This window comes from Streptomyces sp. CLCI03 (genome assembly GCF_053615355.1).
The window spans coordinates 4,161,899-4,184,707 of the sequence record NZ_CM132132.1; the positions used below are offsets into that span (position 1 = coordinate 4,161,899).

The window sequence follows — 22,809 nt, forward strand, 5'->3', positions numbered from 1 at the left end:
GGGCCGGTCAGCGGCGCGACATGTAGATGTCGAGGGCCTTGTGCAGCACCTTGTTGAGCGGGAAGTCCCACTCGCCGACGTACTCCACGGCCTCGCCGCCCGTACCGACCTTGAACTGGATCAGACCGAACAGGTGATCGTTCTCGTCCAGGGTGTCAGAGATGCCGCGCAGGTCGTAGACGCTTGCGCCGAGCGCGTACGAGTCGCGCAGCATGCGCCACTGCATCGCGTTCGAGGGGCGGACCTCGCGCTTGTGGTTGGCGGAGGCGCCGTACGAGTACCAGACGTGCTGGCCGACGGTGAGCATCGTGGCGGCGGCCAGCGGCTCTCCCTCGTGCGTGGCGATGTAGAGCCGCATCCGGTTGGGGTCCTCGGAGTTGAGGGCCGTCCACTGGCGCTGGAAGTAGCTGAGCGGCCGCGGGCGGAACTTGTCGCGCTCGGCCGTGATCTCGTACAGGTGCTGCCAGGTCGGCAGGTCGTCGTAGCCGCCCTGGACGACCTCGACACCGGCCTTCTCGGCCTTCTTGATGTTGCGGCGCCACAGCTGGTTGAAACCCTTGAGGACATCGTCCAGCGAGCGGTTGGCCAGCGGCACCTGGAAGACGTAGCGCGGCTGGACGTCACCGAAGCCGGCGCCACCGTCCTCGGCCTGCTGCCAGCCCATGCGGCGCAGCTTGTCCGACACCTCGAAGGCGCGGGGCTCGATGACCGAGGCCTCCACGTCGCGCAGGCGCTTCACGTTCGGGTCCTGGATACCGGCCTTGATGGCGGTCGAGTTCCAGCGGCGGATGACGACGGGCGGGCCCATCTTCACGGTGAAGGCGCCCTGGTGCTTGAGGTGGGCCAGCATCGGCTGGAGCCATTCCTCCAGATTCGGGGCGTACCAGTTGATGACCGGGCCCTCGGGGAGGTACGCGAGGTACCGCTTCACCTTGGGCAGCTGCCGGTACAACACGAGGGCCGCACCGACGAGTTCGTCGGACTCGTTGAACCATCCGAGGTTCTCGGAACGCCACTCGTTCTTCACGTCGGCCCACGCCGGGACCTGGCAGTGGCTCGCCGAGGGCAGGCTCTGGAGGTATCCCAGATGCTGCTCTCGGCTGATGGTCCTCAGGGACAGGCTCATGCGGGGCGTCTCCTCCGGCGGCTTCGCTGCTATGGCGCGAAGCCTACTGCGACAAGGGCGCCACCCTTCTGGGGGACGGGCCGTGAGCCCGGGCCGGTGCGTGGCCGGCGCCCTGCCGAGGAGGTGTCCCGGCCGGTCCGCTCAGCCCCCGAAGAGGCCGCCGTGGAACATGCCGAGGTAGAAGCCGATGGCAGACGCGCCAAGGCCGATGATCAGCGCGAAGCGCTCGCGTGTCGTGACGGAGACGAACTGTCCGTACGCGCCGGTCAGGATTCCGATCAGCCCGGCCCACGAGCTGATCAGGTGAAGGTTGTGGAAGAAGGCCGTGACGAACGCCACGGCGCCGAGGGTCAGAGTGACCGCCATCAGGGTGTCCTGCAGCGGATGGGGCTTGCCGTCGGTGGAGAGCAGCGAGATCTGAGGGGGCCGCATTGCCTGTGCCATCGGAAGGGCACCTCCTGGCTGAAGCTGGCGGTGCTGCGGGCTGCCTCCGGCAGGGGGCCGAGGGCATAGCACCGAGCACACCCGATGGATACAGATTGTGGTCCTCTCTCGGCGGATTTCAACCGGAAGGACGCGACCAGGTAGTCTGTACAGCTGCGCGGTGTCTGCTTCACGGACACCGTGCTCACGCATCACGACCCTCCTGCCACGGAACGACCGTGGCCGCTGAGTCCAAAGGAGGTGGGTTCCACATGCGTCACTACGAAGTGATGGTCATCCTCGACCCCGATCTCGAGGAGCGCGCTGTCTCCCCGCTGATCGAGAACTTCCTCTCCGTCGTCCGTGAGGGCAACGGAAAGGTCGAGAAGGTCGACACCTGGGGCCGTCGTCGTCTCGCTTACGAGATCAAGAAGAAGCCCGAGGGCATCTACTCGGTCATCGACCTTCAGGCCGAGCCTGCGGTCGTCAAGGAGCTTGACCGACAGATGAACCTGAACGAGTCGGTTCTCCGGACCAAGGTCCTTCGCCCCGAGACCCACTGAACTTCGGTTCAGCGGTAATCGGGATCGAGTAGCACAGCAGCCCAGCAGCAATCCCCGCCGAGAGGTTCATCCATGGCAGGCGAGACCGTCATCACGGTCGTCGGCAATCTCGTCGACGACCCCGAGCTGCGCTTCACCCCCTCGGGTGCGGCGGTCGCGAAGTTCCGTGTCGCGTCCACCCCCCGCACCTTCGACCGTCAGACCAATGAGTGGAAGGACGGCGAGAGCCTGTTCCTGACCTGCTCGGTGTGGCGGCAGGCGGCGGAGAACGTCGCCGAGTCCCTTCAGCGAGGCATGCGCGTCATCGTGCAGGGCCGGCTGAAGCAGCGGTCGTACGAGGACCGTGAGGGTGTCAAGCGCACGGTCTACGAGCTGGACGTCGAGGAAGTCGGCCCCAGCCTGAAGAACGCCACGGCCAAGGTCGCCAAGACCACCGGTCGCGGTGGCCAGGGTGGATACGGCGGCGGCGGTCAGCAGCAGGGCGGCGGCGGTGGCAACTGGGGCGGAGCCCCCGGTGGCCAGCAGCAGGGCGGCGGAGCTCCCTCCGACGACCCGTGGGCGTCCAGCGCGCCGGCCGGTGGCCAGCAGCAGGGCGGCGGCGGGGGCGGTTGGGGCGGAAGCTCCGGCGGCTCCGGCGGTGGCTACTCGGACGAGCCGCCCTTCTAGGGCAGCTCGCATCCCCACTTCTTGATCACACAGGAGAGACACAATGGCGAAGCCGCCTGTGCGCAAGCCTAAGAAGAAGGTCTGCGCGTTCTGCAAGGACAAGACCGCGTACGTGGACTACAAGGACACGAACATGCTGCGGAAGTTCATTTCCGACCGTGGCAAGATCCGTGCCCGCCGCGTTACCGGCAACTGCACGCAGCACCAGCGTGACGTCGCCACGGCCGTCAAGAACAGCCGTGAGATGGCGCTGCTGCCCTACACGTCCACCGCACGATAAGGAAAGGGTGACCGACTAATGAAGATCATCCTGACCCACGAGGTTTCTGGCCTCGGTGCCGCCGGCGATGTCGTCGACGTCAAGGACGGTTACGCTCGCAACTACCTGGTCCCGCGTGGTTTCGCGATCCGCTGGACCAAGGGTGGCGAGAAGGACGTGGCGCAGATCCGCCGCGCCCGCAAGATCCACGAGATCGCGACCATCGAGCAGGCCAACGAGGTCAAGGCCAAGCTCGAAGGTGTGAAGGTCCGTCTGGCCACCCGCGCGGGTGACGCCGGTCGTCTCTTCGGTTCCGTGACCCCGGCCGACATCGCCACGGCGATCGAGTCCTCGGGTGGCCCGAAGGTCGACAAGCGCCGCGTCGAGCTCGGCTCCCCGATCAAGACCCTCGGTTCGTACCAGGTCTCCGTGCGTCTGCACGCCGACGTGGCCGCGAACGTGGGCATCGAGGTCGTCGCCGCCTAAGGGCTGCGCACGGAGGGGCCGCACCCCTCAGGGGGTGCGGCCCTTCGTCGTTGTCGGGCGGTGTTTCACGTGAAACACCGCCCGCCGGGACACGGCCTCGGATGTTTCACGTGAAACACGATCGGGGCCGGCCGGCACACCCCTCAGCGGGTGGCCCCCGCGATCAGCCATCGGCCCGAGCCGGCGCGCAGCCGCAGCGTGATCATCCGGACCACCATCATCAGCGTCATGGCCCACCAGAGTGCCGTCAGGCCGCCTCCGAGGATCGGTACGAGCAGCGCCGCCGGGGCGAAGGCCGCCAGGGTCAGGAGCATGGCCCGGGCCAGGTAGCGGCCGTCTCCGGCGCCCATCAGGACCCCGTCGAGCACGAAGACGATGCCGGACACGGGCTGCGAGAGGGCCACGACCAGCAGGGCCGGTAGCAGGGCCGCCTCGACGGCCGGGTCACTGGTGAACAGCGGGATGAACACCGGGCGGGCCAGGACGACCAGCAGTCCGAGCACGACGCCCGAGGCGATCCCCCACTGCACCATGCGGCGACAGACGGCCTTGGCGCCGTCGGTGTCGCCCGCGCCCAGGTAGCGGCCGATGATCGCCTGTCCGGCGATGGCTATGGCGTCCAGGGCGAAGGCGAGCAGGCTCCACAGGGAGAGCAGGATCTGATGGGCGGCGACATCGGCGTCGCCGAGCCGGGCGGCCACGGCGGTGGCGATCATCAGGATCGCGCGCAGTGACAGGGTGCGGACCAGCAGCGGGGCGCCCGCCTGGGCGCAGGCACGGATGCCCACGGCGTCGGGGCGCAGCGAGGCACCGTGGCGCCGGGCGCCACGGACGACCACGACGAGGTAGGCGGCGGCCATGGCGCACTGGGCGATGACCGTGCCCCAGGCGGAGCCGGCGATGCCGAGGCCCGCACCGTAGACCAGGGCGACGTTCAGGCCCGCGTTGAGGGCGAAGCCGCCGATGGCGACGTAGAGCGGCGTACGGGTGTCCTGGAGGCCGCGGATGACCCCTGTGGCTGCCAGGACCATGAGCATGGCCGGGATACCGAGGGTGGAGATCCGCAGATAGGTGATCGCGTACGGGGCGACGGTGTCGGAGGCCCCGAAGAGCGAGACCAGTGCGGGGGTGGCGGGCAGCACCACGGCGACGACGGCCGCGCCCAGCAGGAGGGCGAGCCAGATACCGTCGATCCCCTGCCGGATGGCCGCCTGGAGGTCTCCGGCGCCGACGCGGCGGGAGACGGCCGCGGTGGTGGCGTAGGCGAGGAAGACGAAGACGCTCACGGCGGTGGTGAGGACCGCTGCGGCGATGCCGAGGCCGGCCAACTGGGGGGTGCCGAGGTGTCCCACGATGGCGCTGTCTGCCATCACGAAGAGGGGCTCGGCGACGAGCGCGCCGAAGGCGGGGAGAGCGAGTGCGAAGATCTCTCGGTCATGCCGTCCCGGCCCTGCCTTGGGTGCTGCGAGAGCCTGTGTCATGCGCTCAATCTAATCTTCCACAGGTAATGGATGCAACACCCTTTGGATCCTTACTGGCGCGTTGACTTGGGCGTTCCTCGCACCTCGTTGGAGGCGATCTTGAGACAGTGGCCAAGAATTTTCTCCACCGTTGCGGCTGGAGGTGGAAATCGCAGGTCAGAGTGGGTGACAGGGTGGCGCGGGTGATTTTGTCCACAGCGTCGTCCCCCGGTCCGTACACAGCTTCCGGCGAGTTACCCACAGCATTGGCGCCGTCATCCACATGTCATCCACACAGCCTGTGGATAACAAGATTGGCTGACGCCGCTCTCGGGCCTACCGTGGTTCGTTGCCCGACTCGCCGACGGCGGTTTCGGGTGCCCCAAATGTCAGAGCCGTGTCGTAGAAAGAGTGACACGGCGAGGTCCGCGTTGCGGACGGGAGGAGGCGGCCCGGTGAGCATGCCCGAGCCCATGGACGACCCTTGGGCCGACAGCGGTCCGGGTGACCGTCTGCCCGCCCGTCCGCGCCGTAACAGCGAAGGCCGTGGCCGCGGGGACGAACAGCACGACCGGGGCCGCGAGGGCGGCTCCTGGGACTCCGGCGGTGGCGGCGGCTTCGAGCGCGTCCCGCCCCAGGACCTCGACGCCGAGCAGTCGGTGCTCGGCGGCATGCTGCTCTCCAAGGACGCCATCGCGGATGTCGTCGAGGTCCTCAAAGGCCATGACTTCTACCGGCCCTCCCACGAGACGATCTACCAGGCCATCCTCGACCTGTACGCCAAGGGCGAGCCGGCCGACCCGATCACCGTCGGCGCCGAGCTGACCCGTCGCGGCGAGATCAGCAAGGTGGGCGGGGCCTCGTACCTGCACACCCTGGTGCAGTCCGTGCCGACCGCGGCGAACGCCGAGTACTACGCGGAGATCGTCCACGAGCGAGCCGTCCTGCGACGTCTCGTCGCCGCCGGCACGAAGATCACGCAGATGGGCTACGCGGCCGACGGCGACGTCGACGAGATCGTCAACAGCGCCCAGGCCGAGATCTACGCCGTCACCGAGCAGCGGACCTCCGAGGACTACCTGCCGCTCGGCGACATCATGGAGGGCGCCCTCGACGAGATCGAGGCGATCGGCTCCCGCAGCGGCCAGATGTCGGGCGTTCCCACCGGCTTCACGGACCTGGACTCGCTCACCAACGGCCTGCACCCGGGCCAGATGATCGTCATCGCCGCCCGCCCCGCCATGGGTAAGTCCACGCTCGCGCTGGACTTCGCCCGGGCCTGCTCCATCAAGAGCAACCTGCCGAGCGTGATCTTCTCCCTCGAAATGGGGCGCAACGAGATCGCCATGCGCCTGCTCTCGGCGGAAGCCCGGGTGGCGCTCCACCACATGCGCTCCGGCACGATGACGGACGACGACTGGACCCGGCTCGCCCGCCGCATGCCGGACGTCTCCGCGGCCCCGCTCTACATCGACGACTCCCCCAACCTGTCGATGATGGAGATCCGGGCCAAATGCCGTCGGCTCAAGCAGCGCAACGACCTCTCGCTCGTGGTCATCGACTACCTCCAGCTGATGCAGTCGGGCGGCTCGCGCCGTCCCGAGAGCCGTCAGCAGGAGGTCTCGGACATGTCCCGAAACCTCAAGCTGCTGGCGAAGGAGCTGGAGGTCCCCGTGATCGCGCTCTCCCAGCTGAACCGTGGTCCGGAACAGCGCACCGACAAGAAGCCGATGGTCTCCGACCTCCGTGAATCGGGTTCGATCGAGCAGGACGCGGACATGGTGATCCTGCTGCACCGTGAGGACGCGTACGAGAAGGAGTCCCCCCGTGCGGGTGAGGCGGACCTGATCGTGGCCAAGCACCGTAACGGCCCCACGGCCACGATCACGGTGGCCTTCCAGGGCCACTACTCACGCTTCGTGGACATGGCCAACACGTAGCATCCGACCATGGATGAGCTTGCTGAGGACCTGGAACTTCTCCCCTCCACCCGACGTGCGTTGAGGCACCGGATCGCCGTCGCGCAGAGCGAAGGGCGGGCGCCGTCCGTGGTGGCGACCGTCCTGCGTGGCGGTGAAGTGGTCTGGGAGGGCTCCCGGACCTCGGTCGAGGGGCACGGCCCGGACGGCGACGTGCAGTACCGGATCGGGTCGATCACCAAGACGTTCACGGCGGTCCTCGTGATGCGGCTGCGGGACGAGGGTCTGATCTCGCTCGCCGATCCGTTGGAGAAACACCTGACGGGAACTGCTGCCGGTCAGGTGACCATCGGCCAACTTCTCTGCCACACCAGTGGGTTGGCGGCGGAAACACCCGGCGAGTGGTGGGAGCGCACCCCCGGCGCGCAGCGGCCCGAGCTCGGCGACGTGCTGGGGGAGGAGCCCTTCAAACTGACGCCGGGAACCAGGCACCACTACTCCAACCCCGGTTACACCCTGCTGGGTTCGCTGGTGGAGGCGGTGCGTGGACGGTCCTGGGAAGAGGCGCTGCGCGCCGAGGTGCTGGAGCCGCTGGGGCTGGAGCGCACGAGCGGACAGCCGCAGGCTCCGCACGCGGGCGGCTGGGCGGTGCACCCCTGGGCCGACGTGATGATGCCCGAACCCCTGGAGGACCTCGGGCTGATGGCCGCGGCCGGCCGGCTGTGGTCCACGACCCGGGACCTGGCACGGTTCGCCGCCTTCCTGCTGCGCGGTGACGAGCGCGTCCTGTGCGCCGAGTCCGTACGGGAGATGCGTACGGCGGCCTCGCCCCCGGAGCCCGGGACCGCCGAGCAGGGATACGGGCTGGGCCTGCAACTGGCCTCCGTCGGAGGGCGCAAGCTCGTGGGGCACAGCGGATCGCTGCCCGGCTTCGTCGCGGGGCTGTGGCTGAGCGAGGCGGACGACCTGGCGGCCGTGGTGCTGGCGAACTGCACCTCGGGACTTCCTGCCTCGACGGTGGCTGCGGATCTCGTGGGGATCGTGGCGGACGCCGAACCGCGTTTCCCGCGGCCGTGGCGGCCGTTCCTGGAGTCGGACCACGTGCCGCTCGAACTGTGCGGTCCCTGGTACTGGGGGACTTCGCCCCAAGTGGTGCGCCTGACGGCGGACGGGCTGCTGGAACTGGGCCCGGTGGGCGTGAGCGGGCGCACGGCCCGGTTCCGGGCGGAGCCGGACGGCAGCTGGACCGGGCTTTCCGGCTACTACGCCGGTGAGACGCTGCGGGCGGTGCGCCGTGCCGACGGCTCGGTGAGCCATCTCGACCTGGCGTCCTTCGTGTTCACCCGGGAGCCGTACGATCCCGACGCCCCGGTGCCGGGCGGGGTGGACCCGCAGGGCTGGCGGGGCATCGGCTGACGGTCCGGGTACGGTCCGGTCCGGGGCCTCGTCGGCCGCGGACCGGTGAACGGATCAGGCTACGAGTTCACGTTCCAGCGGCGTACGGAAGCGCGGGGTGATCCGGGCCTCTCCCACCCATGTGGCGAGTCGCCCGGCCTCGGCGGTGATCGCCTGCTCGGCGGCCCGGCCGGGGTTGCCCAGCAGCCGCCAGACGATCTCACCGTCGGGACGCTGCGCCCAGCCGCCCACGATCTCGCCGTTCCACCACACGGTGGGGCCGATGTTGCCGGCGTAGTCGAACAGGGCGCTCCGGTGGGCGGGGTCGAGGTGGAAACCGCGGTCGGCCCATCCCATACCGGTGGGGTCGAGTCCGGGCAGCAGCGCCGCCCAGGGCTCCGGCGCCGGTTCCTGCCCCGTGTCCCCCGGGCCGACCAGGGCGGTGCTCCCGTCCTCCAGGCGGACCTGGTCGGGGCCCACGGCGACGAGCGCCTTGCGGACCTCCGTGAGGGTCCACCCGGTCCACCACTTGAGGTCGGCCTCGGTGGCGGAGCCGTAGGCGTGCAGCCATCGGCGGGCGATCTCGGCGCGGGCCTCGGCGGCGGGTACGGCGGGCCAGGGCTCGGTGTGGACCCAGCGGTACTGGCTGGAGGTCCATGAGCCGCGTGGTCGGTCACGGCGGATCCGGCCGTCGGCGGCGAGCAGTCGGATGACCCGGGTGGCGACCCCCTGCTCGGTCTCGTACTTCTTGCCACGGCTGATGGTGATCTTCTGGCGCAGCGCGGGTACGGCCGCGGACAACTGGCTTCCCGTGGAGGGGCCGTGGATGTCGAGCGCGGTGAGCGCGGCGGCTTCCGCTTCGGCGAGCCACGCGGCGTCGAGTCCCTGTCCGTCCTCGTCGAGGTGCTTGAGGAGGGTGCGGCGCTCCTTCGCGGCGATCGCGCGGGCGGTGGAGGCGTCGACGTGCGGGGCGAGCTCGGTGGAGACCGCGAAGAGCGTGTTGCGCATGCTGAGCAGGCGCACGAGGCTTACGTCCTCGTAGAGCGCCCGCTCGATCGTGTCCGGGCCGCCCGCGGTGAGCCGGGCGCGCGCCGAGAGGAAGACGGTCGCGGCGTCGGTGGCATGCAGGGCGACGACGGAGTCCGCGGCCTCCGCGGCGGTCGCGGCGTGGGCCGACGGAGCCAGGCGGTGGCGCCGGCCGAGCCGGTGGCGTCGCTCGGCGGTGGTGACGAGAGGGAGGCTCATCCTCCCGATCGTAGGCCGGGTCGCCGATGCGACGGCCCGGCCCACGGGAAGTCCGGTCAGAGCTGGAGCTTGAACCCGACGTGCGAGGCGGTGAAGCCGAGCCGTTCGTAGAAGCGGTGGGCATCGGTCCGGGTGGCGTCCGAAGTCAGCTGCACCAGCGCGCAGTTCTCGGCACGGGATTTCTCGACGGCCCATTCGATGAACCGGGTGCCCAGGCCGCCGCCACGTTCGTCGGCGTGTACGCGGACGCCCTCGATGATGGAACGGGTGGCTCCCTTGCGGGAGAGCCCCGGGACGATCGTCAGCTGGAGGGTGCCCACGACACGGTCGGCGCGGACGGCGACGACCAGATGCTGGTTCGGGTCGGATGTGAGGCGCTTCAGTGCCGCGAGGTACGGGGTGAGGTCCTCCGGGGACTCGCGGGTGGCGCCGAGCGGGTCGTCGGCCAGCATGGCGACGATGGCGGGCACATCGGCCTCGGTGGCCGGCCGGATCGTCAGCTCGGGAATGTCGGTCATGACGCGTTCTCCTCTCAGCCCGCGGCCACGGTGAGCGGCGCCCACCGGCGGGTCCAGTCGCCGGGCAGGTCGGGGATGTCCCGCGTCATGACGGCGTTGAAGGCGACGGAGGCCAGGCCCCGGTCCTTGAGCCAGGCGAGGAGTTCCTCGTGCCGTACGTCCACGTCGGTGCGTAGCTCCCGGTCGGTGCCGGTCGCCAGCGCGGTGACCAGGGACTGGGCGGTCGCGGTGTCATGGGCGATCAGCGGGCCGATGACCTGGGTGTCCATATTGGGCCAGGCCGCGGCGTAGCCGGTGAGTGTGCCGTCCCCGGAGCGGTCCTCGGCGACGACCAGCCGGTCGGCGAAGGAGGGGAGCCGGGTGATCATGTGGGTCCGGTCGGTGCCGAAGACCTCGGTGTCCAGGCGCAGGATGCGCGGCAGGTCCTCCGCGGTCGCCGGCCGGATCCGGGAGGTTCCGCTTGTGGCGGGGGCGGTCTCGTGTCGGAAGGCGCCCCTCAGCATCTCGGCGCGGCCGGTGGTCTCGAAGCCCAGTTCCTCGTACAGGGGTCGTCCGTACGGAGTGGCGTGCAAGGTGAGGGGAACGCCCTTGAGTACGCCGTCGCAGACGTGGGTCATCAGACGGCGGCCCAGACCCTGGCGGGCGAAGCGGTCGGCCACGAGGACCATCCCGATGGCGGCGAGCTCCGGACCGGCGTGCGATTCGCCGTAGCGGGTGACCACGCATGCGGCCGCGAGTCCCCGGCCGTCCGGGGCGTCGACGCCGTAGCCGCTTCCTGCGGCGAGGAGCAGACGCCACTTGTGTTCCTCGCGGAGCCATCCGCGATCTTCGGACAGGTCGGCGCAGCGGTGGAGATCATCCACGGTCAGCGCTCGGATCGGTAGATCGGTGATGTGTGGTGGTGTCACCCGGCCCAGACTGGATCATGGACCGGGAGTCGTCCAGAGGGTTTGCGGGTGGATGTTTCACGTGAAACGCCAGGCGCCGCGACACGGGGTGCCGGACGATGTTTCACGTGAAACGCGGTGTTTCACGTGAAACGGACCGGCTAGCCTCGTGGGCTATGACCCTCCTGCACCTCTTCGATCTCGACGGGACGCTGATGTACGGCTCGTCCTCGCCGGTCGAGATCTCTCGGCAGCTCGGGCTGAGCGCCGAGATCGCCGAGCTGGAACGAGCCTTCGGCGCACAGAAGATGAGGCCGCACCAGTTCTCGGTGGCCGCCCACGCGCTCTGGGCCGATCTGACGCCCGCCCACGTCCGGGCGGCGTTCGACGGGGCTCCCTGGCTCGCGGGGATCCGGGACGTGTGGCAGGAGATCCGGGAACGCGGGGACTACTGCGCGGTGATCTCCCTGTCTCCGTCGTTCTTCGTGGAGCTGCTGCTGGAGTGGGGTGCGGATGCCGCACACGGCTCGGTCTTCCCGGCGGTGCCCTTCACACGTCCCGTGGAGGAGTCCGGGATCCTCACGCCCGAGGGCAAGGTCATGGTGGCGGACCGGCTCTGCGCGCAGTTCGGTGTGAGCCGGGACGACTGTGTCGCCTACGGGGATTCGGTGACCGACGCCTTGCTCTTCGACGTGGTGCCGGTTTCGGTGGCGGTCAATGCGCGGCCTTTCCTGGCCGAGCGGGCGACCCATGTCTACGAAGGTCGGGATCTGCGAGAGGCATACCAGCTCGTGGGATTGACGCGCCCGGGAGTTGACGCATCTTAGGAGGAAAGTGGGTTCGAAACGCGGATTTTCTGCATTTCCCCGCAGGCCTCTGAGTCGGCCGGCACGCTGTGAAACCCGGAACCACGGATTCACAGGCCGTGGCGTGTGCAGACCGACCGAGATGCTCGAAGCGAGGCACCGCATGGACGCTCCGCCCACCAGATCGGCCAGACGCGAATCGGCCCGGATATCCGGCGAGGGCGGTGCGATCGAGCCCTCACCGGATGCCGTACTCATCCGCCGGACCCTCGCGGAGATCGCCCCCGTCGCCGACAAGGTGACCTCGTACTTCTACGCTCTGGTCTTCACCGGGCACCCCGAGGTGCGCGGCATGTTCCCCGTCGCCATGGACGTGCAGCGGGACCGCCTGCTGAAGGCGCTGCTGACCGCGGCCGAGCACATCGACAATCCCGCCGTCCTCGTCCCCTACCTGCGCCGACTGGGCGCCGGGCATCGCAAGTACGGCACGATGGCCGGTCATTACCCGGCGGTCGGCGAGGCCCTCGTCGGGGCACTGGCCTGCTACGCGCACCACAGCTGGGGGCCCGAGGCACAGGCCGCCTGGGTACGCGCGTACACCGCGATCTCCCAGATCATGATCGACGCGGCGGCGGAGGAGGAGGTGAAAGCCCCGGCTTGGTGGAACGCCGAGGTGGTCTCGCACGATCTGCGCACCCCGGACATCGCGGTGCTGACGGTCCGCCCCGACCAGCCCTACGCCTTCCTCGCCGGCCAGTACGCGAGCCTGGAGACCCCGTGGTGGCCGCGGGTATGGCGGCACTACTCCTTCGCCTCGGCGCCGCGCGCCGACGGACTGCTGTCCTTCCACGTCAAGGCCGTCCCCGCGGGCTGGGTCTCCAACGCGCTGGTGCGGCACGCCCGACCGGGAGACGTCCTGCGCCTGGGACCGCCGGCCGGGTCGATGGTGGTGGACCACACCACGGACAACGGCATGCTGTGCCTGGGCGGGGGCACGGGGATCGCGCCGATCAAGGCGCTCATCGAGGACGTGGCCGAGCACGGCGAGCGGCGTCCGGTCGAGGTGTTCTTCGGGGCCCGCAGCAACAGCGACCTCTACGACAAGGACACGCTGCTGGGGCTCCAGCGCTCGCATCCGTGGCTGTCGGTGCGCCCGGTGGTCGGCGACGGCCTGGCCGGACAGCTGCCGCAGGCCGTGGGTGAGCACGGGCCGTGGAGCTCGTACGACGCGTTCATCTCCGGGCCGCCCGCGATGATCCGCAACGGAGTGGACGAGCTCCTGCGGATCGGCATCCCCTGCGAGCGGATCCGGCACGACGCGGTGGAGGAGCTCGCCGGCATCGCCGGCTGAGACCGGAGGCAGCCCCGGTCTCAGGCCGGACTCAGCCCAGGTCGGGAGCGTGCATGGCGCGGACACCCTCGATGTTGCCGTCGAGATAGTGCCGCAGGGACAGCGGGACGAGGTGGACGGCGGCGATGCCCACCCTGCTGAAGGGCACGCGGACGATCTCGTACTCACCCTCGGGTTCGTCGATCTCGGGGCCGTGCCGGAGGCTCGGGTCCATCGATTCGAGGTGGCAGACGAAGAAGTGCTGCACCTTCACGCCGGTCACCCCCCTGTCGGCGATGTGCTCGACGGTGTCGACGAAGCAGGGGACCACATCGGTGATCTTCGCGCCGAGTTCTTCGTGGACCTCCCGGTGGAGCGCGTCGACGACGGTGGGGTCCGAGGGCTCCACTCCTCCGCCGGGGGTGAGCCAGTACGGGTCGACGCCGGGCCTGGTGCGTTTGATGAGGATCAGGTCGTCACCGTCGAGCAGGATCGCGCGGGCGGTGCGTTTGACCACGGGACGTTCGGTCATGGGAGAAGAGTGGCCCGCCACTCCGCTTCTGAAACGCGCCACGGTCGGAAAAGGGTCGACTCACCAGTGCGCGGCGGCGTCCAGCAGCCGGTCGTGCGCCCGGGCGAGGTGGGCGAGGGCCAGACTCCCGGTCCGTACGACCAGGAACCAGGTACGCAGCGGCGGCACCGCGGGCTCCGCCAACGCCACGATCCGACCGCTGTCGAGGGCGTCCTGGCACAGGTAGCGGGGCAGGACGGCGAGCCCGGCGCCTGCTCGGACGCATTCCAGCACGGCTCGCAGGTCCGGCACGACCACGGTGGCGGCCAGGAACCTGGCATCGGGCAGGGTGTCGAAGACGCCGGTCCAGTAGCGGGTGACGAGCGGCAGGCTCTCGTGGACCTCGACGAGGGGGATGCCGTCCAGGGCGGCGCAACCCTCCTCGCGCAGCCGGTCCATGTCGACGAGGGCCGCCCAGTACGGCGCGGCGACCAGGACGTGCTCCTCGTCGCACAGCGCGGTGGCGGTGAAGAGCCCACCCCGTGGGTGGGCGGTGGTGACGACGAGGTCGTGATGGCCGGCGGCGAGCCCGTGAAGGCTCGCCTCGGCGTCGGTCTGCGGGGTGGCGCGCAGGGTGTGCCCCTGGCCGACCAGGAGGGCGAGGGCCGGCAGCACACGCAGGCACAGGAACTCGGGGGACCCGGCGACATGGAGGGTGCGTAACGCACCGGTGGCCCCGCGCTCGGACTCGGTGATCCGCAACAGGGCGTCCAGGTGCGGGGCCGCCTTGTGGGCCAGCTCGTCGCCGACGGCGGTGGGGGTGACGCCACGGGCCCGGCGATGGAAGAGCGGGCGCCCCAACTGTCGTTCCAGGGTGCGGATCTGTGAGGTCACGGCGGGCTGCGACAGCCCGAGGAGGGTGGCTGCCCGGGTGAACGAGCCCGCCCGGTGGACGGCGACGAAGGTGCGCAGCAGGGTCAGGTCCATCGCTGCACCTCTCGGTGGGGGCCTTCAACTATAAATATGCAGATAGGTCCCTGTCGTTACCGTGATTGGACTCTGACGCAGAGTCAATTAGCCTTGTCGCGTGGTTCTTCACGCGGGAACCCGGGGCGGTCCGAGCCACCAGGGGGGAGGCTCGGACCGTTCTCCACGACGAGGCACCTGCCCGGTTCAGCCCCGGGCGCCCGCGTGGTCAAGGGCGCGCAGCACGTCCGCGACCAGGTCCTCGGTGTCCTCCGCGCCGGCGGAGAAGCGGATGAAGCCCTCCGGCACGGCGTCGCCGCCCCAGCGCCCGCGCCGCTCGGCGGTGGACCGTACCCCGCCGAAACTCGTGGCGTCCTCGACCAGGCGCAGGGCCGCCATGAACCGCTCCGCGTGTGCGCGGTCGGGCAGGGTGAAGGAGACCACCGACCCGAAGCCCCGCATCTGTCGGGCGGCCGTCTTGTGCGAGCGATCCGTGGCGAGCCCCGGATAGCGCAGTCCCCTCACGTCCGTCCGGTGCGTCAGCGCCTCGGCCACGGCCTGTGCGTTGGCCCACTGGCGCTGCGCGCGCAGCTGGATCGTGGCGAGCGAGCGGTGGGCGAGCCAGGCCTCCATGGGGCCCGGGATCGCGCCGACGATCTTGCGCCACCGCCGGACGCGGGCGGCGAGCTCCGGATCGCGGCACACGACGTACCCGAGCAGGACGTCGCCGTGGCCGGTGAGGCCCTTGGTGCCGCTCGCCACCGAGAAGTCCGCCCCCAGCTCCAAGGGGCGTTGCCCGAGCGGGGTGGCCAGGGTGTTGTCGACGGCGACCAGGGTCCGGCCGGCATGTGCCGCGTCCACGAGGCGGCGTACGTCGCACACGTCGAGCCCGGGGTTGGACGGGGTCTCGATCCACAGCAGTCGGGCCCCGTCGAGGGCCGCGAGCTGGGCGTCGTCACCGGTCGGAGCGGTGCGCACGTGGATCCCGTACGCCTCCAGCTGCTCACGCAGCAGGGGCAGCGCCTGGTAGCCGTCGTCGGGCAGGACCACGGTGTCGCCGGAGTGCGTCTGGGAGAGGAGGACGGCGGAGACCGCCGCCATGCCGGAGGCGAAGACGATGGTGTGCACGTCCTCGCCGGGAGCCTCCAGTTCCCCGATCGCGCGTTCCAGCAGCGTCCAGGTCGGGTTGGTGTCACGGCCGTACGCGTACGGACCCTCGACGTCGCCGGGGAGGTGGAAGTGGGCGGCGAAGACAGGTCCGGGCAGCGGCGGCTCGTTCTTGACGGCCTCGGGCAGTCCGGCCCGGACGGCGCGGGTGCCGTCGCTGAGCCCGGCCGCTCCGGCTCCCTGGGGGGCGTGTTCGTTCATGGGGTGGGCTCCTTCACGGCGGCGCGTACGGCATCCAGCAGGCCGGGGCTCGCGGCCTCGACCAGCTCCAGGCACTCCTCGAACCCGTCGAGCGACCCGTAGTAGGGATCCGGTACGTCGGTCTCGGTGGCCGAGGCCGCCGGATCGTAGGACCGCAGCAGCCGCACCTTCGCGGCGTCGTGCGCGGTGGGCGCGAGTGCCCGGAGGTCCCGCAGATGCCCGGCGTCGAGCGCGATGACGAGGTCCAGACGCGCGAACCAGGAGGACCGGAACCGGCGGGCCCGGTGGTCCTGCTCGTAGCCGGCCGCCTCCAGGACGGCGACGGTGCGCGGATCGGCGCCGTCCCCCTCGTGCCAGCCGCCGGTCCCGGCGCTGTCCACCTCGACCAGGGCGGCTAGTCCGTCCGCCGCCACATGGGCGCGGAAGACCGACTCGGCCATGGGGGAGCGGCATATGTTGCCCGTGCAGACGAAGCAGACGCGGTACATGGCAGGCCCGTTCAGTTCTTGTCGGGCAGGACCATGTTCATGGCCCAGGAGACGATGGAAATGATCAGGCCGCCGAGAAGGGCGGTCCAGAAGCCGTCGACATGGAAGCTGAGATCGAGCTTCGAGGCCAGCCACGAGGTCAGCAGCAGCATCAAGGCGTTCACCACGAGGGTGAACAGGCCGAGGGTGAGAATGAAAAGCGGCAGCGAGAGCAGCTTCACCAACGGCTTGACGAGCAAGTTGACGAGGCCGAAGACCAGCGCGACCAGGATCAGGGTGAGCGCCCGTCGGCCCGTGCTGCTGCCGTCGTCGAGGGTGATGCCGGAAAGCAGCCAGATGGCGACGGCCAGGGCCGCCGCGTTGGCGAGCGTCTTGACTACGAAATTCGTCATGTGTCTGATCGTGGCAGAGAAGATCCCGGTGGGACATCCGCAGATCAGCGGATGCGAGGGAACGATCGAGTACAAGGGGCACAACGACGATGAAAGCCTTCCGGCTTGACGAGCTCGAAGCGGAGCGGGCCGCGAACGACGGCGCCTATCTGCAGTTCCTGCGCGAGCGGAACATGTCGGTCGGGCTGTACGCGCTCGACGCCGGACAGATCGATCCGCAGCTTCCGCACCGGCAGGACGAGGTGTACTTCGTCGTCAGCGGCCGGGCCTCGATCACCGTCGGGGAGGAGACCACGACCGTGGCGCGCGGCAGCGTCGTCTACGTCCCGGCGGGTGTCGCGCACAAGTTCCACCACATCACCGAGGACCTGAAGGTGATGGTGGTCTTCTCCCCTCCGGAGGGCTGAGCGGCCCGGCCGGATGAGGGTCGCTGCCCTGATCCCCCTAAGGGGCGGATCAGGGGACTCCGGGGGCTCGCGGGCCCCGATACGAAGCCCTGGACTCCTAGCATCGAGAGCAGGAAGCAACGGACGAAGTCACGGACGAAGAAGAGGTCGAGGACATGGACGGCATCCGAGAGATATTCGCAGGCATGCCCTGGTGGGTGAAGTGGGTCGCGGTTCCGCTGCTGGCCCTCTTCGTCTTCGGCGGTGTGATCACCAGCATCCTGGGCGCGCTGATCGGGATCGTCTTCAAGCTCCTCCTGTTCGTCGGCCTCGTCGGCGGCCTGATCTTCGTCGTGAAGAAGTTCAGCGGTGGCGGCTCGAAGTCCTCCTCCGGCGAGTGGTGACCAGGAGCGGTCCGGTCGGATCCGGGATTGAGCCAGGTGAGGGAACCTGACCCGCTGAACGGCTCACATCCCCGGAATCGGTGGATAGAGTGGCAATCTATGCCGTTCCCTGGGCACCGAAAGCCGGTACCACCGCTCCGACCTGCCGCCCTGACCTGCGGCGACGTAAACGAGCCGCCGAGTACGACCCCCAGGAGCCACGGCACGCGCGGGGGCGGCCCCCGCAGGGCGGGCCTCCCCAAAGGCCCGCCGCCACGCCTGGGGGTGAGCTTTGTCTCCGGTTCACAATGCCGGTGTGCCGACTCTGATCGCTTCGGTGCAGCGCGCGCTGAGGCTGCTCGAAGCGGCGGGGTCCCATAGCGGGGGAGCCCCGGCGAAACAGCTGGCGCGCGAGGCCGGGCTCCCGCTTCCCACCGCGTACCACCTGCTGCGCACACTGACGCACGAGGGCTATCTGCGCAGAGTGCGCGGAGTGTTCGTACTGGGCGAGGCCGCGGCCCGGCTCGCCGGTGGGGGACTCCAGCAGAAACGTCGCAGCATGATCCTCGACTCGCTCGCGCACTTCCGCGACGTGGTCGGGGCCCCCGTCTACTTCGCGGTCTACCGCGAGGGCGAGATCGAGGTCGTGGGTGTCTCGGACACTCCGGCCAGCCCGGCCTGCGAGGAATGGGCCGACTTCCGTGAGACCGGCCACGCGCACGCCATCGGGCAGTGCCTGCTGGGGCAACTCGACGAGAAGACGCGCAAGGACTACTACGACCGTCATCCGGTCGAGGCCATCACCCCCTATACCGTCCGTGATCTGCGGTCCCTGGAAAACCGGATCGGGGCGCTCGGGCGAATGCAGCCGGTGATCGAACGTCAGGAATATGCCCTCGGCACGATCTGTGCCGCCATCCCCCTTACGGCCGGCGATACGGTCGCGACGATGGCCATTTCTCTACCCCTCCACCAAGAAGAACGATTGCTCTATGTAGTCGATCGGCTACGGAGTGAAGTAGGCGCGCTGTTGAGCACCCTCTCGTTCTCTATCAGTATCTGAAAACTCACTCCTTGTGATCTGCTACCGCTTCCACCACTCTTGTCAAGTGGGTCCTGGGGGATCATTCCTGGCCACTTCAACTACAGCGGGGTAGTCAATGCGCGAGTCGGTACAGGCAGAGGTCATGATGAGCTTCCTCGTTTCCGAGGAGCTCTCGTTCCGGATTCCGGTGGAACTCCGGTACGACGCACGCGACCCCTACGCAGTCCGCCTGACCTTCCACCTTCCCGGAGATGCGCCCGTGACCTGGGCGTTCGGCCGGGAACTCCTTCTCGACGGCATCAACAAGCCATGCGGTGACGGCGATGTGCACATCGCTCCCACCCACCCGGAGGATCTGTCCGACGTCCACATCCGCCTCCAGGTCGGCGGCGACCGGGCCCTGTTCCGCGCCAGCGCGGCGCCGCTCGTCGCGTTCCTCGACCGGACCGACCGGATCGTTCCCCTCGGACAGGAGCGCAACCTCGGAGACTTCGAGGAGAACCTCGACGAGGCCCTCGGCAAGATCCTCGCCGAAGCGCAGCAGAACGAGCAGAACGCCGGCTGACCTGCCGACCTGCCGACCTGCCGACCTGCCGACCTGCCGATCAGCCGGCCGGCTGATCGGTGATCCGGAGACCCGGAGATCAGCGCTTGCGCCGCTTCCCCCGGCCGCGGACCGGCCCTGCGGCCGGGGCGCCGGCCGGGGATCCCGGTCGGTCGGCGGAAACCACCAGCGCGGCCAGCGCCGTTGTCACGGGCACCGAGGCCACCAGGCCGATCGACCCCACGAGGGTCCGTACGATCTCCTCCGCCACCAGCTCGCTGTTGGCCACCGAACCCATGCTGCTGTTCGCGATCGAGAACAGAAGGAGCAGCGGCAGCGCGGCACCCGCGTAGGCCAGTACCAGGGTGTTGACCACCGACGCGATGTGGTCGCGACCGATCCTGATCGCCGCCCGGTAGAGGGCGCGCGGCCCCATCGAGGGGTCCGCGTGGTGCAGTTCCCACACCGCCGACGTCTGGGTGACCGTCACGTCGTCGAGCACGCCCAGCGATCCGATGATCACGCCTGCGAGCAGCAAACCACTCATGTCGATGTCCGGGTACAGCCCGTGGATCAGCCCGGTGTTGTCGTCTGTGTTGCCGCTGAGGAACGCCCAGTCGATGAACCCCGAACCGAGCAGCCCGATCAGCAACAGCGAGACGAGCGTGCCGAGGACGGCCACCGAGGTACGGGCGGTCAGCCCGTGGCACATGTAGAGCGCGATCAGCATGATGGCGCTCGCCCCGACCACCGCGACGACCAGCGGGTTCGAACCCTGCAGGATGGCCGGGAGGATGAAGAGGGTCAGCACGCCGAAGCTGACCACCAGCGCGACCAGCGCGAACAGCCCGCGCATCCGCCCGACGAGGACGACGGCGGCCGCGAAGATGCCGGCCAGCAGCGCCATCGGGAGCTTGCGGTTCACGTCGATCACCGAGTACTGGAGGTCGCGGGGCGCGTCCGGCGCGTAGGCCACCACCACCTCCTGACCGTCCTCCAACTGCCGTGGTGCGCCCGGCTGGACGACCTCCACGAAGGTGCGGCCCTTGTCCGGCCCGGTGCTGACCTCGACGGTGGCCTTCTTGCACTCACCGGTCTGCTCGGCCTGCGCCTGGCGGCCCTCCGGGGTGGAAGGAGCCGCGGTCGTCGGGACCTGAGCGGCGTTCACGGTTTTGCAGTCGACCTGTTCGAGCGCGGTGACCACGCCCTGCTGGGTCTGCCGGTCGAACCCCACCCCCGTGCGCTCGTGGCCGGGGGCGCCGCCCGGCCAGAGCACCACCATGCCGACGAAGACGGCCGCGGCGAAGGGGATCAGTACGGCGGCGATGACCTTGCGCAGGTGTTGGGAGACGGGGGCCGCCGGGCCGTGGCCATGGCCGTGTCCGTGGCCATGGCCGTGGGACCGATCCGATGGGCGCCCGCCGGAGCCGCCGCCCGCGTGCCCGCCGGAATGCGGGTCGGGATGCCCGTCGGGATGCCCGTCCGAGTGCCCGTCGGACGGTCTCGCGGACGGTCCGGGGCCCTCATGCGGGTGGCCGATGTGGCCAACGGTCTCTGTGGGCTCGATGGGGGGCTGCGGCGAGGGCGTCACCAGCAGATCATCGCAAGAGATGAGGGGGCCCACTGTTCAGCACGCCATGGATGACGCTAGCGTGGGGGCACCTTTGCACAACGCGGGAGCTCGGAGCACCGGGCTGAGAGGACGCTGATCACCGTACGGGCATCACAGATGCCTACGGGAAGAGGCTGCGTCGACCGCCGAACCTGTTACCGGGTAATGCCGGCGTAGGGAGATCAGGTCTCATGACCATTCAGGACGCACGCACGCCTGCCGTCAGCCAGGACGCCGACGGCTCGACCGAGCGCAAGCCGGGCTGGCACAAGGGCTACGTGGCGGGCTCCCGCCCCGACATCCGGGTGCCGGTCCGCCAGGTCCACCTCACCAACGGCAAGGACGTGACGCTCTACGACACGTCCGGTCCGTACACCGACCCCCAGATCGAGACCGACGTCCGCCGGGGTCTCGCGCCGCTGCGCGAGAACTGGATCATCAGCCGCGGGGACACCGAGGAGTACGCGGGCCGCCCCGTGCGCCCCGAGGACGACGGCATCAAGCACACCTCGCCGCGCGGTGGCCTCAAGAACCTCGACGCGGTCTTCCCGGGCCGTCCCCGCCAGCCCCGCCGAGGCCGCGACGGCGCCGCCGTCACACAGCTCGCGTACGCCCGCCGGGGCGAGATCACCCCGGAGATGGAGTACGTCGCGATCCGCGAGAACGTCTCCCCCGAGGTCGTCCGCGAGGAGATCGCCGCAGGTCGCGCGGTACTTCCGGCGAACGTGAACCACCCCGAGATCGAGCCGATGATCATCGGCAAGCGGTTCCTGGTGAAGGTCAACGCCAACATCGGCAACTCCGCGGTCACCTCCTCCATCGAGGAGGAGGTCGACAAGATGACCTGGGCGACCAAGTGGGGCGCCGACACGGTCATGGACCTCTCGACCGGCCGCAACATCCACACCACCCGCGAGTGGGTGCTGCGCAACTCCCCCGTCCCGATCGGCACCGTGCCGCTCTACCAGGCGCTGGAGAAGGTCGACGGCCGCGCCGAGGACCTGACCTGGGAGATCTACAAGGACACGGTGATCGAGCAGGCCGAGCAGGGCGTCGACTACATGACGGTCCACGCCGGCGTGCTGCTGCCCTACGTGCCGCTGACCGCCCGTCGCAAGACCGGCATCGTCTCGCGCGGTGGCTCGATCATGGCCGCGTGGTGCCTCGCGCACCACAAGGAGAACTTCCTCTACACGAACTTCGAGGAGCTCTGCGAGATCCTCGCGACGTACGACGTCACGTACTCCCTCGGCGACGGTCTGCGCCCCGGCTCGATCGCGGACGCCAACGACGCGGCCCAGTTCGCCGAACTGAAGACGCTGGGCGAGCTGAACACGATCGCCAAGCGTCACAACGTCCAGACGATGATCGAGGGCCCGGGCCACGTCCCGATGCACAAGATCAAGGAGAACATCGACCTCCAGCAGGAGATCTGCGAGGAGGCGCCGTTCTACACGCTCGGCCCGCTGACCACGGACGTCGCGCCCGCCTACGACCACATCACCTCGGGCATCGGCGCCGCGATGATCGCCTGGTGGGGTACCGCGATGCTCTGCTACGTGACGCCCAAGGAGCACCTGGGCCTGCCCAACCGTGACGACGTCAAGACCGGCGTCATCACGTACAAGATCGCGGCGCACGCCGCCGACCTGGCCAAGGGGCACCCGGGCGCCCAGGAGTGGGACGACGCCCTGTCGGACGCGCGGTTCGAGTTCCGCTGGGAGGACCAGTTCAACCTGGCCCTGGACCCGGACACGGCCCGCGAGTTCCACGACGAGACCCTCCCGGCGGAGCCGGCCAAGACCGCGCACTTCTGCTCCATGTGCGGTCCGAAGTTCTGCTCGATGAAGATCTCGCAGGACATCCGTCGTGAGCACGGTGGCGACCTGAAGGCGGAGGAGATCCAGGCGGGCATGGCGGAGAAGTCCGCCGAGTTCGCGGCCTCGGGCAGCCGCGTCTACCTGCCGCTGGCCGACTGACGCGGGCCGGCACGGCTGACGGAGAGGACCCGCGACCCTATGGGGGGAGTCG

General features: G+C 69.4%; 25 protein-coding genes. 13 read left to right on the forward strand and 12 right to left on the reverse strand.

Annotated elements, in window-relative coordinates:
- Positions 1-7: 7 nt before the first annotated feature.
- Positions 8-1,126: a lipid II:glycine glycyltransferase FemX gene (locus tag ACWG52_RS19180; protein ID WP_030713907.1), complete on the reverse strand. Its 1,119-nt coding sequence runs from the start codon at positions 1,124-1,126 to the stop codon at positions 8-10.
- A gap of 141 nt (positions 1,127-1,267) precedes the next feature.
- On the reverse strand, positions 1,268-1,570 hold the full coding sequence (locus ACWG52_RS19185) for a hypothetical protein (protein ID WP_030008388.1): 303 nt from the start codon (positions 1,568-1,570) through the stop codon (positions 1,268-1,270).
- Positions 1,571-1,821: 251 nt separating this feature from the next.
- On the opposite strand from ACWG52_RS19185, the gene rpsF reads away from it, so the two are divergent.
- The 4 genes from rpsF to rplI all read left to right on the forward strand — a co-directional run bounded on the left by rpsF (position 1,822) and on the right by rplI (position 3,523).
- On the forward strand, positions 1,822-2,112 hold the full coding sequence (gene rpsF, locus ACWG52_RS19190; RefSeq protein WP_004950685.1) for a 30S ribosomal protein S6: 291 nt from the start codon (positions 1,822-1,824) through the stop codon (positions 2,110-2,112).
- A gap of 72 nt (positions 2,113-2,184) precedes the next feature.
- Positions 2,185-2,778 carry a single-stranded DNA-binding protein gene (locus ACWG52_RS19195; protein ID WP_389804415.1) on the forward strand — a complete coding sequence of 198 codons (594 nt, stop codon included), beginning with the start codon at positions 2,185-2,187 and terminating at the stop codon, positions 2,776-2,778.
- A gap of 43 nt (positions 2,779-2,821) precedes the next feature.
- Complete coding sequence (rpsR, locus tag ACWG52_RS19200; protein WP_005315025.1) at positions 2,822-3,058, forward strand: 30S ribosomal protein S18; 237 nt, start codon at positions 2,822-2,824, stop codon at positions 3,056-3,058.
- Positions 3,059-3,076: 18 nt separating this feature from the next.
- Positions 3,077-3,523, forward strand: coding sequence for a 50S ribosomal protein L9 (rplI, locus tag ACWG52_RS19205; RefSeq protein WP_030008386.1), 447 nt, complete (start codon positions 3,077-3,079; stop codon positions 3,521-3,523).
- A 143-nt stretch (positions 3,524-3,666) separates the two neighbouring features.
- On the opposite strand, the gene ACWG52_RS19210 is transcribed toward rplI, so the two are convergent.
- Positions 3,667-5,004 carry an MATE family efflux transporter gene (locus ACWG52_RS19210; RefSeq protein ID WP_390166628.1) on the reverse strand — a complete coding sequence of 446 codons (1,338 nt, stop codon included), beginning with the start codon at positions 5,002-5,004 and terminating at the stop codon, positions 3,667-3,669.
- Positions 5,005-5,456: 452 nt separating this feature from the next.
- Between ACWG52_RS19210 and dnaB the strand changes: the two genes are divergently transcribed.
- Together dnaB and ACWG52_RS19220 are read left to right on the forward strand one after the other, a co-directional pair.
- Entirely contained in the window at positions 5,457-6,923 is a 1,467-nt protein-coding gene (gene dnaB, locus ACWG52_RS19215; protein ID WP_030713894.1) for a replicative DNA helicase, read from the forward strand.
- A gap of 9 nt (positions 6,924-6,932) precedes the next feature.
- Positions 6,933-8,318: a serine hydrolase domain-containing protein gene (locus tag ACWG52_RS19220; RefSeq protein ID WP_389804422.1), complete on the forward strand. Its 1,386-nt coding sequence runs from the start codon at positions 6,933-6,935 to the stop codon at positions 8,316-8,318.
- A gap of 54 nt (positions 8,319-8,372) precedes the next feature.
- Here the strand turns inward: ACWG52_RS19220 and ACWG52_RS19225 are convergent, their stop codons facing one another.
- The 3 genes from ACWG52_RS19225 to ACWG52_RS19235 are packed head-to-tail and all read right to left on the reverse strand — an operon-like array spanning position 8,373 to position 10,968.
- A complete protein-coding gene (locus ACWG52_RS19225) occupies positions 8,373-9,542 on the reverse strand; it encodes a winged helix DNA-binding domain-containing protein (RefSeq protein ID WP_453129031.1) in 1,170 nt (389 codons plus the stop codon).
- A 56-nt stretch (positions 9,543-9,598) separates the two neighbouring features.
- Positions 9,599-10,051 carry a GNAT family N-acetyltransferase gene (locus ACWG52_RS19230; RefSeq protein ID WP_389804938.1) on the reverse strand — a complete coding sequence of 151 codons (453 nt, stop codon included), beginning with the start codon at positions 10,049-10,051 and terminating at the stop codon, positions 9,599-9,601.
- A gap of 23 nt (positions 10,052-10,074) precedes the next feature.
- Positions 10,075-10,968, reverse strand: coding sequence for a GNAT family N-acetyltransferase (locus ACWG52_RS19235; RefSeq protein WP_390139357.1), 894 nt, complete (start codon positions 10,966-10,968; stop codon positions 10,075-10,077).
- Positions 10,969-11,123: 155 nt separating this feature from the next.
- On the opposite strand from ACWG52_RS19235, the gene ACWG52_RS19240 reads away from it, so the two are divergent.
- Entirely contained in the window at positions 11,124-11,774 is a 651-nt protein-coding gene (locus tag ACWG52_RS19240) for an HAD family hydrolase (RefSeq protein WP_389804430.1), read from the forward strand.
- 142 nt (positions 11,775-11,916) lie between these two features.
- Positions 11,917-13,104, forward strand: coding sequence for a globin domain-containing protein (locus tag ACWG52_RS19245; protein ID WP_390139359.1), 1,188 nt, complete (start codon positions 11,917-11,919; stop codon positions 13,102-13,104).
- Between the two features lie 31 nt (positions 13,105-13,135).
- Here ACWG52_RS19245 and ACWG52_RS19250 read toward each other — a convergent pair whose 3' ends face one another.
- The 5 genes from ACWG52_RS19250 to ACWG52_RS19270 all read right to left on the reverse strand — a co-directional run bounded on the left by ACWG52_RS19250 (position 13,136) and on the right by ACWG52_RS19270 (position 16,808).
- Positions 13,136-13,615: an NUDIX domain-containing protein gene (locus ACWG52_RS19250; protein WP_389804436.1), complete on the reverse strand. Its 480-nt coding sequence runs from the start codon at positions 13,613-13,615 to the stop codon at positions 13,136-13,138.
- A 60-nt stretch (positions 13,616-13,675) separates the two neighbouring features.
- On the reverse strand, positions 13,676-14,581 hold the full coding sequence (locus ACWG52_RS19255; RefSeq protein WP_453129032.1) for a LysR family transcriptional regulator: 906 nt from the start codon (positions 14,579-14,581) through the stop codon (positions 13,676-13,678).
- A 186-nt stretch (positions 14,582-14,767) separates the two neighbouring features.
- Positions 14,768-15,928: a cystathionine gamma-lyase gene (locus ACWG52_RS19260; protein ID WP_453129033.1), complete on the reverse strand. Its 1,161-nt coding sequence runs from the start codon at positions 15,926-15,928 to the stop codon at positions 14,768-14,770.
- Positions 15,925-16,416, reverse strand: a complete 492-nt coding sequence (locus ACWG52_RS19265) for a low molecular weight protein-tyrosine-phosphatase (RefSeq protein ID WP_390139366.1) — start codon at positions 16,414-16,416, stop codon at positions 15,925-15,927. The genes ACWG52_RS19260 and ACWG52_RS19265 overlap by 4 nt, the downstream gene beginning before the upstream one ends.
- Positions 16,417-16,427: 11 nt before the next feature.
- Positions 16,428-16,808 (reverse strand): phage holin family protein, encoded by a 381-nt coding sequence (locus ACWG52_RS19270; protein WP_030713863.1) that lies wholly within the window; start codon positions 16,806-16,808, stop codon positions 16,428-16,430.
- Between the two features lie 89 nt (positions 16,809-16,897).
- Here ACWG52_RS19270 and ACWG52_RS19275 point away from each other — a divergent pair, with 89 nt between their 5' ends.
- From ACWG52_RS19275 to ACWG52_RS19290, 4 genes are all read left to right on the forward strand, one after another.
- Positions 16,898-17,215, forward strand: coding sequence for a cupin domain-containing protein (locus ACWG52_RS19275; RefSeq protein WP_030008372.1), 318 nt, complete (start codon positions 16,898-16,900; stop codon positions 17,213-17,215).
- Positions 17,216-17,370: 155 nt separating this feature from the next.
- Positions 17,371-17,598, forward strand: coding sequence for a DUF5326 family protein (locus tag ACWG52_RS19280; RefSeq protein ID WP_371588099.1), 228 nt, complete (start codon positions 17,371-17,373; stop codon positions 17,596-17,598).
- 295 nt (positions 17,599-17,893) lie between these two features.
- Positions 17,894-18,640, forward strand: a complete 747-nt coding sequence (locus ACWG52_RS19285) for an IclR family transcriptional regulator (protein WP_386022904.1) — start codon at positions 17,894-17,896, stop codon at positions 18,638-18,640.
- Positions 18,641-18,737: 97 nt separating this feature from the next.
- Positions 18,738-19,187 carry an SsgA family sporulation/cell division regulator gene (locus ACWG52_RS19290; protein WP_033215002.1) on the forward strand — a complete coding sequence of 150 codons (450 nt, stop codon included), beginning with the start codon at positions 18,738-18,740 and terminating at the stop codon, positions 19,185-19,187.
- Positions 19,188-19,266: 79 nt separating this feature from the next.
- Here the strand turns inward: ACWG52_RS19290 and ACWG52_RS19295 are convergent, their stop codons facing one another.
- Complete coding sequence (locus ACWG52_RS19295) at positions 19,267-20,757, reverse strand: YibE/F family protein (RefSeq protein ID WP_390166631.1); 1,491 nt, start codon at positions 20,755-20,757, stop codon at positions 19,267-19,269.
- 212 nt (positions 20,758-20,969) lie between these two features.
- Between ACWG52_RS19295 and thiC the strand changes: the two genes are divergently transcribed.
- The gene (thiC, locus tag ACWG52_RS19300; RefSeq protein WP_389804452.1) at positions 20,970-22,757 is read left to right on the forward strand and encodes a phosphomethylpyrimidine synthase ThiC; all 1,788 of its coding nucleotides are present in this window, start codon (positions 20,970-20,972) and stop codon (positions 22,755-22,757) included.
- The last annotated feature ends 52 nt before the right edge of the window (positions 22,758-22,809 follow it).